The sequence below is a fragment of the Pseudomonas azotoformans genome (assembly GCF_900103345.1).
Lineage (GTDB): Bacteria > Pseudomonadota > Gammaproteobacteria > Pseudomonadales > Pseudomonadaceae > Aquipseudomonas > Aquipseudomonas azotoformans.
This window is the reverse complement of record NZ_LT629702.1, coordinates 4,460,675-4,474,806: the sequence shown is the minus strand read 5'-3', so window position 1 is coordinate 4,474,806 and position 14,132 is coordinate 4,460,675. Positions and strand designations below refer to the sequence as shown.

The window sequence follows — 14,132 nt, the reverse complement described above, 5'->3', positions numbered from 1 at the left end:
CAAAAATAGACCGGACCAGACCATGGACTTCGTGCCTTACGCGGTACCGTTTTTCATCGCCTTGATCGTGGTAGAGCTGCTCGCCGATCGCTGGCGCGGCGAGCGCAACTACCGGGTGGCGGACGCCATCAACAGCCTCAGCACCGGTGTGCTGTCCACCACCACGGGGCTGCTGACCAAAGGCGTGGGGATTTTGACCTACGCGTTTGCCCTCAAGCATCTTGCTGTCATCGAACTGCCGGCCCAGAGCGTCTGGACCTGGGTGTTCGCTTTCGTGTTCTACGACTTCTGCTATTACTGGCTGCATCGCATGGGCCATGAACGCAACATCCTGTGGGCCGCGCACTCGGTGCATCACCAGAGTGAGGACTACAACCTCAGCACCGCCCTGCGCCAGACCAGTACCGGCTTCCTGCTGAGCTGGATTTTCTACCTGCCCCTGGCCGTACTCGGCGTGCCATTGGTGGTGTTTATCAGCGTGGCATCGCTTAATTTGCTCTATCAATTCTGGGTGCACACGCGGCACGTGCCGAAGCTCGGCTGGTACGAGTGGTTTTTTGTCACGCCATCCAATCATCGGGCTCACCATGCACAGAACGCTCTCTACATGGATCGTAACTACGGCGGCGTGTTCATTATTTGGGACCGGCTGTTCGGCACTTTCCAGGAGGAAGACGACAACGAACCGGTGATTTTCGGCGTGACCACACCGTTGGCCAGTTGGAACCCGCTGTGGGCCAACCTGCAGTTTTATGCGCAGTTGTGGAGTGATGCGCGACGCACCGAGCGCTGGTGGGACAAACTGCGCATCTGGTTCATGCGCACCGGCTGGCGCCCGGCGGACGTGAAGGCCAAATATCCATTGGCCAAACATGACCTGAGCCAGTTCCGCAAATTCGACGTGCCGCTGGATGTGCGTCAACAGGTCTATATCGCCCTGCAATTTGCGGCGTATGTGGGCTTTGGCAGCTATCTGATGAATTTCGGCGAGGGTTTGCCCACGGCGGCATTGATCCTGGGTTGGAGTGCCATGGCGCTGGGGCTGTTTACCTTGGGCGTGGCCCTGGAGAACCGGCCGTGGGCGTGGAAGGCCGAGCTTTCGCGGCTGGTGCTGAATGTGCCGTTGGTGTGGCTGGCACCGTTGGTCGGGTTATGGCCGGCCAGCAACCTGAGCTGGCTGGGCCTGCTGAGCTACAGCTTGCTCAGTGTGATTGGTCTCTACTGCTGCAGAAGCCGGTTTACTCGACTGGTGTCTTAGGCGGCTCGACCGGGACCGGCTCTGCCGCGAGCCGGGCCTTCGCCTCGGCGCAGGCCTCGCGGGCGATGCGTGCATTCTTGATGCGACGGCGCAGCCACAGGCCGAAGCCCAGGATCAGTAAGGCACCCAATACCCACAGCTCGTATTTCTTGATGCTGCCCAACATACCTTCCAGCACCGCGCCGAAGTGATAGGCCGCAGCGCCCAACGCCAAAGCCCAGATCGCAGCGCCAATGCCGTTGAGGATCAGGTAGCGCAACGGCGGGTAGCCGGACAGGCCGATCGCCACGGGCATGACCGTGCGCAACCCGTACACGAAGCGAAAGCTCAGTACCCAGATATCCGGGTGCTTGCGGATGTGCTCCAGGGCCTTGTCGCCCATCAATTGCCAGCGTGGCTTGCGCGCCAAGAGCTTGCGGCCGTGCCTGCGACCCATGTAATACCAAAGCTGATCGCCGGCGTAGCTGCCGAAAAAGGCAACCACCACCACCAGGTTGATATCCATGTATCCACGGAACGCCAGGAAGCCTGCGAGAACCAGAATGGTCTCGCCTTCAAAGAAGGTGCCCAGGAAGAGCGCAAAGTAGCCGAAGTCATGCAGAAATTGTTGAAGCATGGTCTGGGGTGCTGGCGAAATGAACGCGCAGCCTACGCCTTCATGAAGATTCATGAAAGTATCGAGATGTGTCACGAAGTGAACAATTCCTACGGAAATGCCGAATGCGACTACAGGTCGCATCCTTAAGCACAACTGTCATACCTTCGTCATAATGGCCGCTTATAACTGCAACGCTCGCCCGTAAACCCGGGCTCAGGAGTCTGTCGTGAGCTTTACCCCTGCCAATCGCCTGTTCCCCGCCACCCGTCTGCGTCGCAATCGTCGTGATGATTTTTCTCGCCGTCTGGTACGTGAAAACGTGCTGACGACCGACGATCTGATCCTGCCGGTGTTTGTGCTGGATGGGGAAAACCGTCGGGAAGCGGTGGCTTCGATGCCGGGCGTGGAGCGTTTGACCATTGATCTGTTGCTTGAAGAAGCCGCCGGTTGGGTTGAACTGGGGATTCCGGCCTTGGCACTGTTCCCGGTCACGCCGGCTGAACTCAAGTCGTTGGATGCTGCCGAAGCCTGGAACCCGGACGGGATCGCCCAGCGTGCTACCCGTGCCCTGCGCGAGCGTTTTCCGGAGCTTGGGGTGATCACCGACGTGGCGTTGGACCCGTTCACCACCCACGGCCAGGATGGCATTCTTGACGAAGACGGCTATGTTCAAAACGACATCACCGTTGATGCGCTGGTCAAGCAAGCCTTGTCCCATGCGGCAGCCGGCGCCCAGGTGGTTGCCCCGTCAGACATGATGGACGGCCGCATCCAGGCGATTCGCGAAGCCCTGGAGCTGGCCGGCCACGTCAACGTGCGGGTCATGGCCTACTCGGCCAAGTACGCCAGCGCCTATTACGGCCCGTTCCGCGATGCGGTGGGCTCGGCGCTGAACCTGGGCAAGGCCAACAAGGCCTCGTACCAGATGGACCCGGCCAACAGCCATGAAGCCCTGCACGAAGTGGCGGCTGACCTGGCCGAAGGCGCTGACATGGTGATGGTCAAACCGGGGATGCCGTACCTAGACATCCTTTATCGGGTCAAAGACGAATTCAAGGTGCCGACCTTTGTTTATCAGGTCAGTGGCGAATACGCGATGCACATGGCTGCAATACAGAATGGATGGCTGAGTGAAGGGGTGATCCTTGAATCCCTGACAGCCTTTAAACGCGCCGGGGCTGATGGCATCCTGACCTACTTCGCCGCCCGCGCCGCCCAATTGCTTAGAGAGCAACAATAGCCCTCACAGGAACACTCGATGAATACCGAAGGACTCACAGAAGTTGCCGTAAAAGACGCTCACCCGGTGGTTGAACAAGTCACCGAGACCCCGCCGGAGCATGAGCCCGCCGCGCCCGTCGTGGTGGCCGAACCGCCCGTGCCGGCCCCGGTAGCGGCGGTGACCAACCTGGATGACAGCAGCCTGTACATCCACCGCGAGCTGTCACAACTGCAATTCAACATTCGCGTGCTGGAACAGGCGCTGGATGAGTCCTACCCGCTGCTGGAGCGGCTCAAGTTCCTGTTGATCTTCTCCAGCAACCTGGATGAGTTCTTCGAGATCCGCGTCGCCGGCCTCAAGAAGCAGATCACCTTCGCCCGTGAACAGGCCGGCGCCGACGGCCTGCAGCCGCACCAGGCGCTGGCGCGCATCAGCGAGCTGGTGCACGGCCATGTGGACCGCCAGTACGCGATCCTCAACGACATCCTGCTGCCGGAGCTGGAAAAACATCAGGTCCGCTTCATCCGCCGCCGTCACTGGACCACCAAGATCAAGACCTGGGTGCGTCGCTACTTCCGTGACGAGATCGCGCCGATCATCACACCGATCGGCCTGGACCCGACGCACCCGTTTCCGTTGCTGGTGAACAAGAGCCTCAACTTCATCGTGGAGCTGGAAGGTATCGACGCCTTTGGCCGCGACTCGGGCCTTGCGATCATCCCGGCGCCGCGTCTGTTGCCACGGATCATCAAGGTACCGGAAGAGGTGGGGGGCGCTGGCGATAACTATGTATTCCTGTCGTCGATGATCCATGCCCACGCCGATGACCTGTTCCAGGGCATGAAGGTAAAAGGCTGCTACCAGTTCCGCCTGACCCGTAACGCCGACCTGGCGCTGGACTCCGAAGACGTCGAAGACCTGGCCCGTGCCCTGCGCGGCGAGCTGTTCTCGCGGCGCTACGGCGATGCGGTGCGCCTTGAGGTGGCCGACACCTGCCCGAAACATCTGTCGGACTACCTGCTCAAGCAGTTCAACCTGGGCGAGACCGAGTTGTATCAAGTCAATGGCCCGGTGAACCTGACGCGCCTGTTCAGCATCACCGGCCTGGACAGCCATCCGGAACTGCAATACACGCCATTCACCCCACAGATCCCGAAACTGCTGCAAAACAGCGAGAACATCTTCAGCGTGGTGAGCAAGCAGGACATCCTGCTCCTGCACCCGTTCGAGTCCTTCACGCCCGTGGTCGACCTGCTGCGCCAGGCCGCCAAGGACCCGCATGTGTTGGCCGTACGCCAGACCCTGTACCGTTCCGGCGCCAACTCGGAAATCGTCGATGCCTTGGTTGACGCCGCGCGCAACGGCAAGGAAGTCACCGCGGTGATCGAGTTGCGTGCGCGGTTCGACGAAGAATCCAACCTGCAACTGGCCAGCCGCCTGCAAGCAGCCGGTGCGGTGGTGATCTATGGCGTGGTCGGCTTCAAGACCCACGCCAAGATGATGCTGATTCTGCGCCGCGAAGCCGGTGAGATCGTGCGTTACGCCCACTTGGGCACCGGTAATTACCACGCCGGCAACGCCAAGCTCTACACCGACTACAGCCTGCTGACTTCCGACGACGCCTTGTGTGAAGACGTCGGCAAGTTGTTCAGCCAGTTGATCGGTATGGGCAAGACCTTGCGCATGAAGAAGCTGCTGCACGCGCCGTTCACCCTCAAGAAGGGCATGCTCGACATGATTGCCCGCGAAACCCAGTTCGCCCTCGACGGCAAGCCGGCGCACATCATCGCCAAGTTCAACTCGCTGACCGATCCGAAGATCATCCGCGCGCTGTACAAGGCCAGCCAATCCGGCGTGCGTATCGACCTGGTGGTGCGCGGCATGTGCTGCCTGCGTCCGGGCATTGTCGGGGTGTCGCACAACATTCACGTGCGCTCGATCATCGGCCGGTTCCTGGAGCACACGCGGGTGTTCTACTTCCTCAACGGCGGCGAAGAACAGATGTTCCTCTCCAGTGCCGACTGGATGGAGCGCAACCTCGACAAGCGCGTAGAGACCTGCTTCCCGGTGGAAGGCAAGAAGTTGATCATGCGGGTCAAGAAGGAGCTGGAAAGCTACCTCACCGACAACACCCACAGCTGGAGCCTGCAGTCGGACGGTCGCTACGTGCGCAACACGCCGACCGGCAACCAGAACCCGCGCAGTGCGCAGGCGACGTTGTTGGAGAAGTTGGGTAGTCCGATTCTGTCGGTGAACTAACAGCTGGCCCTACTGTGTGAGCTGGCGTGTTGTGGTGAGCGGGCTTGTCCCGCGCTGGGCCGCGAAGCGGCCCTAAAACCAAACGCCGCATTCTGCCTGACGGAATGCGGCGTTTTCATTGGGGCTGCTTCGCAGCCCAGCGCGGGACAAGCCCGCTCACCACACAAGCCCATCCCACAATTGTTTTGCAGCGTTCTTCAGATCAGCGCAGGTTCAGGCTGAACCCCACCCGGGTCAGCCACTCGGCTTCCTGGCCAAAATCCGCCTGGGTCAGTTGATTCTCATCCAGCCAGCCTTTCGGGAACACCACGTCCAGGCTGTCGCCGTCGGCGCGCAGGGTCACCTGGGGCATTTCCTGGGTGCCACGGATGTGGTGGAACAGGATCGCAAAGCGCAGCAGCACGCACAGGCGGATCAGCTTGATGCCTTCGTCACCGAATTCAGCGAATTTGTCCCTGGGGATGTTACGGCGATGGCCGCGCACCAGCAGGGCGAGCATTTGCTGGTCCTCGCGGGAGAAGCCGGCCAGGTCCGAGTGCTCGATCAGGTAGGCGCCGTGCTTGTGGTAATGGTAGTGGGCGATGTCCAGGCCCACTTCATGCACCTTGGCGGCCCAGCCCAGCAGCTCGCGCCAGACGCCATCTTCCAGGTCCCAGTCCTCGGCCACCTGGTCGAAGGCGTGCAGGGCTTTGCGCTCCACACGTGCGGCTTGTTCCAGGTCGACGTGATAGCGCTCCATCAACGAGGTGAGCGTGCGCTCACGCACGTCTTCGTGGTGATGGCGACCCAGCAGGTCGTAGAGCACACCTTCGCGCAGGGCACCGTCACAGTGGTCCATGCGTTGCAGTTCAAGAGCATCGAAGATCGCTTCGAGAATCGCGAGGCCGGCCGGGAAGATCGCGCGACGATCAGGCTTGATACCGTCGAAGTCGATTTTCTCGGCGTCCCCCAGTTTGAACAGCTTGCGCTTGAGCCACGCCAGGCCCTGGGCGTTGACTTCACCGGTGCCATGGCCGCCGGCTTTCAGTGCCAGGCCGATGGCACGGATGGTGCCGGACGAGCCGATGGCTTCATCCCAGGTCAGGCGATGCAGGGCGTGTTCGATGCTCATGATCTCCAGCCGCGCCGCCGTATAGGCCTGGGCGTAGCGTGCCGGGGTGATCTTGCCGTCTTTGAAGTAACGCTGGGTGAAGCTGACGCAGCCCATCTGGAGGCTTTCGCGCAACAATGGCTCGAATCTTTGCCCAATGATGAATTCGGTACTGCCCCCGCCGATGTCGGCGACCAGGCGTTTGCCCGGGGTGTCGGCCAGGGTGTGGGACACGCCCAGATAGATAAGACGGGCTTCTTCACGGCCGGAGATGACTTCTACCGGGTGCCCGAGGATCTCCTCGGCGCGGCGGATGAATTCGCCACGGTTACGTGCTTCACGCAACGCGTTGGTGCCGACGATTCGAACGGCGCCCAGGGGCATGCCGTTGATCAGTTGCGCAAACCGCTTCAGGCAATCGAGCCCGCGTTGCATGGATTCTTCGTTGAGCTGGCGCTCGTCGTCGATCCCGGCAGCCAGTTGCACTTTCTCTCCGAGCCGCTCAAGGATGCGGATTTCGCCGTTCTGGGCCTTGGCCACGACCATATGAAAGCTGTTGGAGCCCAGGTCGATGGCGGCGATCAGGGACAGATTCTTGGCTTGGGATTGCGGCATGGTAAGAGGGTCTCGGTCGATAACCCAACCATCGTGCCACGATCGACCTTTGGTGCCAACGCGTACTGCTTGGGTAATTTTCCGGCAGGTGTCTGTGAGGGATTTTTGTGGGAAATGTAGGGCGTTTTTCAAAGCGCTCCGTGGATAGCGCTTTAAGTTTGTAGGAGTTTTGTCAAAGAACTGTAGTTGAACTGTTTGTGAATTTCCCTACAGGGTCGATATCAATACCCTATGTTGTTTATTGGGTTGAGACTACTCTTTGTCTTTACTGCTCTCACAATAACTAGGGTCTTGTCTTATTTTTCAATCGAGGGCGTGACCGCAGACTGTCACTCGGCAATCTTGCCTTGGTGTTATTTATTTACAGCTTTACATGCCCCAATCGATTTTCTGGGGGGTGTGAAAGTGAAAAATGAATACGCCTGACAACGTCAAGTGATGAGGTAGTTATGAATAAAGTTGTGGGTTTTACGTTCGGGTTGATGTGCTTGGGGGCGACGGTAACCGCTCAGGCCAATACCGGTAGTTCGGGGAACCTGAGAGTTATCGGTACTATTAAACCGGCAGCCTGTACGGTAACTCTCACTGGGGGGGGGACTGTTGACTACGCGACGATTCCAGCAGCAAGCCTCCCGGCGAATGATTACTATCATTTGTCAGAAAAGCCCCTGCCGTTCAGCATAAACTGCGGGTCGACTGCTACCCAAGTGTCCTTGTCTATTGCTGACTCGCAGTCCAATAGCACGGTGCCTGGCATTTTAGGCCCGGGTTTTCCCGAATCCCAGAATTTTGGCCTTGGCATGGTGGGCACCAAGCGTACGGGCGGTTACTCGGTCAGGTTTATGAACCTTACCGCTACCGGCTCTTCCTTGTATCCGCTGAAAAGGGTGAGTCAGAGCGCTGGTTGGTTGTACAACAGCGACGGTAGGATCGATAAGACCCCATACCAGCATTCGTGGAGTCGTAGTACAGCACCGACCCCTGCGTTGGTTAGTTCGGTTTCCGGCACGCTCATCGTTAAAGCCGTTATCAATAAAGCCAATGATTTGAACCTTAGCCAAGATGTTCCTTTGAACGGGCTCGCTACTCTGGTCGTCGCTCGAATCTAAATAGTTAACGCCAGCCTGCATTGCGGTTTATTTAGCCGGAACTGCATGTGGGCTGCTTATCGCTGTTTGAACGGCTGTTCATGGTTTTCATTTTGTATGTGGGTGCAACTTGATGTGGCGTACTTTGAGTTCTGTGGTTGCGTTGTTCGGCTGTATGAGTCTTTCTTGTTTGTTATCGGGGGATGTTATAGCAGCTGGCATGGAGCCGGAAACATCGGTTGTCATTCTTTATGAAGAAAACGGTGAGGCGACGATTAACGTCAGAAATACCGATGCCAGTGCCGCATTGCTTCATTCGGTCATTCAGAACATCCCGGAAGACCCTGAGCCGTTGTTGATCGTTACGCCGCCTATTGCGCGAGTCGAGGCGGGAGAAACACAACTCGTACGTGTTATCAGTACTTCAAAGCTACCGCTCAAGACTCAACGTTTGAAGCGTATTACGTTTGAGGGGATACCGCAGGCGCGCGCCGAGGGCAGCTCGACCATCGGCATTACGATTCGACAAGACCTGCCGCTGATTCTCCATCCTCAAGGTTTACCAAGACATCAAGAACCTTGGAAGCTGCTTGAGTGGAGGTTGCGGGGCAATCGGCTGACGGTACATAACAATAGCGCCTATGTCATACGTTTCGGGCTGGAGGTCCAGCTGCTCCCAAAAAGACAGCTCGGCGTTTTGCCACGTACTTACATCCTGCCGGGCGAAGTCCTGTCGACCCTTGTCGAGGGTGCATTGGTGGATGCTGACGCCATCGAGATACAACCTGCAACTGTCTATGGCTACTCGGTGGGTGTTTTCCAGGCTCCGGTTGTGATCGATGCGGGCTGATCGGAAGATGAAAAAAGTCGACGATACGGGCCGTCAGCATCAGCCTTCACTGTCTTTGCAGGCTTCGATTTCCCGAGCCTTGGGTTCTAGGGTTTTCATAGGGCTTACTGCGCTCTGGAGTGTTCCTGCCCACTCTCTGGCGTTGGGGGACGGTTTTGATCTCGCTGTGTTGGCTGCGAATGGGATCGACCCGAAGGTTGCTGATTATTTTCGTAGTGCCGCGCGCTTTCGGGAGGGTGTCCAGGTGGTGGGGCTGCGGGTCAATGGGAATTCGCTGGGCCTTGTAGAGGCGCGATTTGATTACCAGGGACAACTGTGTTTTACGCCGGGCCTGTTGGAAAAAGCAGGTTTGCGGGTGCCCGATGCCATTATTCGTCAGGGCGTCGCAGCCAGCCAGGCGTGTCATGATTTTTTGGGAGAGTACCCCGCCACCATCGTCAGGCTGCGCCCCGGCAGCGATGAGGTGACGCTGGTGGTGCCCACTCAGTCAATGCGTGAGTCTGATTGGGATCTTGGAGGGTTTTCCCAGGGTGGCACCGCTGCATTGTTCAATTACGACGTGCAAGGGTTTGGTGAACGCTCCGGCAGCGATTCTACCCGTTCCATGTCCGCTTATACCGAGGCGGGGTTCAATCTGGGGAACTGGATAGTCCGTAGTCGCCAGTTCTATGTATCCGATAACGGCGAGAGCCGCAGCGAGCATGTAAGCGCTTACGCACAGCGCGATTTCACCGCGTTGAATACGACATTCCAAGTCGGGCAGATTTCCAGTGACAACCCCGTATTTGGCGGGTTGCAGTTGTCGGGTTTCCAGTTCTCTCCCGATGGCCGGTCCCGTGGTGCGGGTGGTGACAGTCAGGTGGTGGTTGAAGGCCTTGCATCCAGCGATTCCAGGGTCGATGTACGTCAGGCAGGTGTATTGATTTATACGACGCTTGTGCCTGCGGGGCCCTTCACCCTCACGGGCCTGCCCTTGTTAAATGGCACCAGTGACCTTGAGGTGAGTGTCACCGGTACGCGCGGCGGCGGGCATAGCTTTACCGTGCCGGCGGCATCGTTTCGTGGCGCCGTTCAGGTCAAGACTGGCTATTACTTCTCCGTAGGTCAGGCCCGTGGGGCAAAACTGGATTCCGGGCAAGCGCCGATTGTTGCAATGGGGAGCGGCACTTGGGGGCTGGGGCGGGATTCGTCGTTAGGGTTTGGTCTGTTGAGCACCGACGCGTATCACGCAGCAGGAGGGACGCTGAGTACTGTTTTTTTCCAGCGACTATCGGTTGGTGTTCGCCAAAACCTGTCTCGTGACAGCCTGGGTAGCGTTCGGGGTGGGCGTAGCGCTATTTCTGTGGGAAGCCCCCTGAAGGCCAATATTGAAACAAGTGTGAGCGCTACGACGCAGACGCGTGGGTATCGTGAGGTACTTGAAGCGGGTCGGTCGGTTGCCCGTGGCGAGTTGGATGCGCGGTTCAAGAACCAATACACGGCCGGGGTAAGTTGGTTTAGCCCGCATTTTGGGGGCTTTTCCCTCAATTACTCTCGCAGTTCGCAATTTGACGGGCAATCGGCCGGACACGTGTCCACCTCATGGAACCGCGAGTTCAGCGGCACTCATGTAGCGCTGATTGCCGATTCCCGAGTAGGCGGTTCCAGACCACGTAACACCAGACAGACGCCGTATGAGCAGCGCAGTCGCGCACCAGGTAAAGAACGTTCGGTTCGCCTGGAGGTCACCATCCCGCTCGGAGAAAATCGCACTGTCCGGTCTTACGCCAGTCGCCGAGAGGACCGAGTCGATCTGGGCAGCACGTTCAGTGAACGGGTCAACGACTCCGTGAACTATGAGGTGGGCGTAGCTCGCGAACACGTCACCCAGGAACAGTCGATACAAGGGCGGGTGAATGTAACTCCGCGTTATACACAGTTCTCGGTTGGTATGCGCAGGGACGCTCTGGGCTCAGGCTATTCCGGTCAATTACAGGGCGGTGTGGTGGCTCATGAGCGCGGTCTGACGTTCTCGCCCTATACCGTGCAGGATACGTTTGGCATCGTCGCGGTGGGGGATGTCGGAGCCGCAAAGGTTTCGACCCCGCAGGGGCCTGTCTGGACTGATTACCGTGGTCAAGCAGTGATTGCAGGCCTTCCCGCCTATCACAACAGCAATGTGGAAGTGCAGACCCAATCGCTGCCTAGGCGTGTAGATCTGAAAAACGGGACCAAGACGCTCAAGGCCGGGCGTGGCTCTTTCAGTACCGTTGACTTCGAGGTGATAAAAGTGCGCCGCCTCCTGCTTGAAGTTCGTGATGCGCATGGGCGGCTCCTGCCCCAGGGCGCTCCGGTTTTTGGCAGGAAGAACGCCTTTTTGACCAGTGTCGTGGGTGACGGCATGGTGTTCCTGAACGACCTGAATGAACTGCAAGCCTTGAACATTTCCCTTCCTGATACCTCCACCTGTTCGGTGCAACTGAACGCTGAGCCAGAAATCGATGAAGATAAATATTATGAAACAGCATCTGCTGTCTGCCATGTGCTGTGAGCCGGCGAGCCAGCTTGAGTCACGTAGCCTGCGCTATGGGCTTGGCTTTTGGCTGCTGTCTTTTGTGGTACTTATGCCCGGTGATGCATCAGCTGGCGAGTGTCGAGTGTCCCTGAGTCAGCCCCAGGTTGATTACGGTGTCATTCGTCGTGCCGAGTTACTGGACGAGCAATCGGGTCGGCCACAATTTTCCTTGGGTAAACGTACGCTTCAGCTGAATATTGCCTGTCCTGATTTGTCGCCTATGGCTATGCGTTTTACGGGGGCGCCCTTAGGGACCGGGTTCCGGTTCGGGCGCCAAGGATACTTCACGCTGAGTGTTCAACAGGCTCAAGTGGATGGGCAGCCCGTTGAGCTGCTTGCATCACGTCGATCCGATGATCCCGCGACCGGGCACCTTTTGCCAGGCATGGCGCTTTTTGCGTCTGTGGGCGGCTCGCCAATACAAGGGCGCCGCTTTACGGCCTTGGTCAACCTCGAGACTTTCGTGCCAGCGATCGGGCTTGCCGTGAGTGGCGAAACCCTGTTCGAAGGGAGAGGGAGCTTCGAATGGGTTCCAGGTACCTGAAGTTAGCCCGGTTGTTCCACCGACCCGATGAAATTGGCGAACTCCGGGGTTCTGGGGTTGGCGAACAGTTCCTGGGGAGGTCCCACTTCATGCACCTTGCCCTGGTGCATGAAAACCAGCTTATCGCCGACTTCCCGGGCGAAGCGCATCTCATGGGTCACCATGATCAAGGTCATGCCGTCCTTGGCCAATTGGCGCACCACGCTGAGCACTTCATTGACCAGTTCCGGGTCCAGCGCCGAGGTGATTTCATCGCACAGCAGCACCTTGGGCGACATGGCAAGCGCACGGGCAATCGCCACACGCTGTTGTTGCCCGCCGGACAGGCGATCGGGGAAGGCGTCGAATTTCTCGCCAAGCCCGACGCGTTCCAGCATCTGTTTCGCCAGTTGGGCTGCCTTGGCCTTGGGCACTTTCTGCACCACTTGTGGCGCGAGCATGACGTTCTCGCCGACCGTCAGGTGCGGGAACAGGTTGAATTGCTGGAACACCATGCCGACTTTCTGTCGCAGGCTGCGCAGGTCGGCGCGGGCGGCATCGAGGTACTCGCCATCGACTTCGATCACGCCGTCGTTGATGGATTCCAGGCCGTTGAGCGTGCGCAGCAACGTGGATTTGCCCGAGCCGCTGCGGCCGATGATCGCCACCACCTGGCCTTCATCCACGGTCAGGTCGATGCCCTTGAGCACGTGGTGATCGCCGTAATACTTATGCAGGGCAGAAATTCTAAGCAGAGGCATGCAGTCTCCTTTCCAGGTAGCGGGCACTGAGGGACAGGGGGTAGCAGAGTAAAAAGTAACCAAGGGCCACCAGGCCGTAGACCATGAAGGGTTCGAAGGTGGCGTTGGCGAGCATGCCGCCGGTCTTGGTCAGTTCGGTGAAGCCGATGATTGAGGTCACGGCGGTGCCCTTGACCACCTGCACCGAGAAGCCCACTGTCGGCGCCACGGCAATGCGCAGGGCCTGGGGCAGGATCACATAGCGCAGTTGCTCCAGCGGGTTGAGCGCCAGGCTGGCCGACGCTTCCCATTGCCCGTGGGCGATGGAGTCGACGCAGCCGCGCCAGATCTCGGCGAGGTAGGCGCTGGTAAACAACGTCAGGGCAATCGCCGCCGCCAGCCAGGGCGAGATATCCACACCGAGCAGGGCAATGCCGAAGAACACCAGGAACAGCTGCATCAACAGCGGCGTGCCCTGGAACAGTTCGATGTAGGTGCGCGCCACATTACGCGCAAAGGCGTTGCGGCTGATGCGCATCGTCATCACCAGCAAGCCGATCACGCCGCCGCCAACAAACGCCACCAGTGACAGCAGCAACGTCCATTGCAGGCCGGTGGCCAGGTTGCGCACGATGTCCCAGAAGGAAAAATCACTCATCGACTGTTCCTCATCACAAAACGGCGGCCGATCCAGTTGAGCAACTGGCGGATCATCAGCGCCATGCACAGGTACACCAGGGTGGTCAGGGCATAGGTTTCGAACGCGCGGAAGTTGCGCGACTGGATAAAGTTGGCGGCAAAGCTCAGTTCTTCAGTGGCGATCTGCGAGCACACCGCCGAACCGAGCATCACGATGATGATCTGGCTGCCCAGGGCCGGCCACACCTTGCCCAGCGCCGGCAGCAGCACCACGTGGCGGAAGGCCTCGAAGCGCGTCATTGCCAGCGCCGCGGCAGCTTCCAATTGCCCGCGAGGAATGGCCTGGATGCCCGCGCGGATGATTTCCGTGGAGTAGGCGCCGAGGTTGATCACCATCGCCAGCACGGCAGCTTGCCACTCGGTGATCTTCAGCCCCAGGGACGGCAGGCCGAAGAAGATGAAGAACAGCTGCACCAGGAACGGTGTGTTGCGGATCAACTCGACATAAACGCCAAAGAACCAGGCGAACGGCTGGATCTTCCACGCCCGCACTACGGCGCCGACGGTGCCCAGGGCCACGCCGAGGATGGCGCCGATGGCTGTCAGCTCGAGGGTGAACAGCGCACCGCGCAACAGCAGGTCGGTATTGGCCAGCACCGGCACAAAGTCAAATTGATACGCCATGGGTCAGCTCCG

At 58.9% G+C, this 14,132-nt stretch carries 12 protein-coding genes; 7 read left to right on the top strand and 5 right to left on the bottom strand.

Annotation, left to right across the window (positions count from 1 at the left end):
- The first annotated feature begins 22 nt into the window (after positions 1-22).
- The gene (locus BLR69_RS20385; protein ID WP_071494575.1) at positions 23-1,258 is read left to right on the top strand and encodes a sterol desaturase family protein; all 1,236 of its coding nucleotides are present in this window, start codon (positions 23-25) and stop codon (positions 1,256-1,258) included.
- Here the strand turns inward: BLR69_RS20385 and BLR69_RS20380 are convergent.
- Positions 1,239-1,874 carry a DedA family protein gene (locus BLR69_RS20380; protein ID WP_058426693.1) on the bottom strand — a complete coding sequence of 212 codons (636 nt, stop codon included), beginning with the start codon at positions 1,872-1,874 and terminating at the stop codon, positions 1,239-1,241. The two genes, BLR69_RS20385 and BLR69_RS20380, sit on opposite strands and share 20 nt — an antisense overlap.
- Before the next feature lie 208 nt (positions 1,875-2,082).
- Here BLR69_RS20380 and hemB point away from each other — a divergent pair, with 208 nt between their 5' ends.
- A complete protein-coding gene (gene hemB, locus BLR69_RS20375) occupies positions 2,083-3,096 on the top strand; it encodes a porphobilinogen synthase (protein ID WP_071494574.1) in 1,014 nt (337 codons plus the stop codon).
- 18 nt (positions 3,097-3,114) lie between these two features.
- On the top strand, positions 3,115-5,337 hold the full coding sequence (gene ppk1 / locus BLR69_RS20370; RefSeq protein ID WP_071494573.1) for a polyphosphate kinase 1: 2,223 nt from the start codon (positions 3,115-3,117) through the stop codon (positions 5,335-5,337).
- A 202-nt stretch (positions 5,338-5,539) separates the two neighbouring features.
- Here ppk1 and ppx read toward each other — a convergent pair whose 3' ends face one another.
- Complete coding sequence (gene ppx, locus BLR69_RS20365; protein WP_071494572.1) at positions 5,540-7,042, bottom strand: exopolyphosphatase; 1,503 nt, start codon at positions 7,040-7,042, stop codon at positions 5,540-5,542.
- 449 nt (positions 7,043-7,491) lie between these two features.
- Between ppx and BLR69_RS20360 the strand changes: the two genes are divergently transcribed.
- From BLR69_RS20360 to BLR69_RS20345, 4 genes are all read left to right on the top strand, one after another.
- On the top strand, positions 7,492-8,151 hold the full coding sequence (locus tag BLR69_RS20360) for a DUF1120 domain-containing protein (RefSeq protein ID WP_083365818.1): 660 nt from the start codon (positions 7,492-7,494) through the stop codon (positions 8,149-8,151).
- A 112-nt stretch (positions 8,152-8,263) separates the two neighbouring features.
- Positions 8,264-8,980 (top strand): fimbria/pilus chaperone family protein, encoded by a 717-nt coding sequence (locus tag BLR69_RS20355; RefSeq protein ID WP_208527871.1) that lies wholly within the window; start codon positions 8,264-8,266, stop codon positions 8,978-8,980.
- 7 nt (positions 8,981-8,987) lie between these two features.
- Positions 8,988-11,510 carry a fimbria/pilus outer membrane usher protein gene (locus BLR69_RS20350; protein ID WP_083365861.1) on the top strand — a complete coding sequence of 841 codons (2,523 nt, stop codon included), beginning with the start codon at positions 8,988-8,990 and terminating at the stop codon, positions 11,508-11,510.
- The gene (locus tag BLR69_RS20345) at positions 11,476-12,078 is read left to right on the top strand and encodes a DUF1120 domain-containing protein (RefSeq protein WP_083365817.1); all 603 of its coding nucleotides are present in this window, start codon (positions 11,476-11,478) and stop codon (positions 12,076-12,078) included. Before BLR69_RS20350 ends, BLR69_RS20345 begins: the two co-directional genes overlap by 35 nt.
- A 2-nt stretch (positions 12,079-12,080) precedes the next feature.
- On the opposite strand, the gene BLR69_RS20340 is transcribed toward BLR69_RS20345, so the two are convergent.
- The 3 genes from BLR69_RS20340 to BLR69_RS20330 are packed head-to-tail and all read right to left on the bottom strand — an operon-like array spanning position 12,081 to position 14,120.
- A complete protein-coding gene (locus BLR69_RS20340; protein WP_071494569.1) occupies positions 12,081-12,818 on the bottom strand; it encodes an amino acid ABC transporter ATP-binding protein in 738 nt (245 codons plus the stop codon).
- Complete coding sequence (locus BLR69_RS20335; RefSeq protein WP_071494568.1) at positions 12,805-13,455, bottom strand: amino acid ABC transporter permease; 651 nt, start codon at positions 13,453-13,455, stop codon at positions 12,805-12,807. The genes BLR69_RS20340 and BLR69_RS20335 overlap by 14 nt, the downstream gene beginning before the upstream one ends.
- Positions 13,452-14,120, bottom strand: coding sequence for an amino acid ABC transporter permease (locus BLR69_RS20330; RefSeq protein WP_071494567.1), 669 nt, complete (start codon positions 14,118-14,120; stop codon positions 13,452-13,454). The genes BLR69_RS20335 and BLR69_RS20330 overlap by 4 nt, the downstream gene beginning before the upstream one ends.
- Between the last annotated feature and the right edge of the window lie 12 nt (positions 14,121-14,132).

Coding starts and splice junctions, on each gene's coding strand:
- BLR69_RS20335 (WP_071494568.1), bottom strand. CDS start 13,455: ATGAGTGATTTTTCCTTCTGGGACATCGTGCGCAACCTGGCCACCGGC.
- BLR69_RS20350 (WP_083365861.1), top strand. CDS start 8,988: ATGAAAAAAGTCGACGATACGGGCCGTCAGCATCAGCCTTCACTGTCT.
- BLR69_RS20380 (WP_058426693.1), bottom strand. CDS start 1,874: ATGCTTCAACAATTTCTGCATGACTTCGGCTACTTTGCGCTCTTCCTG.
- BLR69_RS20340 (WP_071494569.1), bottom strand. CDS start 12,818: ATGCCTCTGCTTAGAATTTCTGCCCTGCATAAGTATTACGGCGATCAC.
- BLR69_RS20385 (WP_071494575.1), top strand. CDS start 23: ATGGACTTCGTGCCTTACGCGGTACCGTTTTTCATCGCCTTGATCGTG.
- ppx (WP_071494572.1), bottom strand. CDS start 7,042: ATGCCGCAATCCCAAGCCAAGAATCTGTCCCTGATCGCCGCCATCGAC.
- BLR69_RS20355 (WP_208527871.1), top strand. CDS start 8,264: ATGTGGCGTACTTTGAGTTCTGTGGTTGCGTTGTTCGGCTGTATGAGT.
- BLR69_RS20330 (WP_071494567.1), bottom strand. CDS start 14,120: ATGGCGTATCAATTTGACTTTGTGCCGGTGCTGGCCAATACCGACCTG.
- ppk1 (WP_071494573.1), top strand. CDS start 3,115: ATGAATACCGAAGGACTCACAGAAGTTGCCGTAAAAGACGCTCACCCG.
- BLR69_RS20345 (WP_083365817.1), top strand. CDS start 11,476: ATGAAACAGCATCTGCTGTCTGCCATGTGCTGTGAGCCGGCGAGCCAG.
- BLR69_RS20360 (WP_083365818.1), top strand. CDS start 7,492: ATGAATAAAGTTGTGGGTTTTACGTTCGGGTTGATGTGCTTGGGGGCG.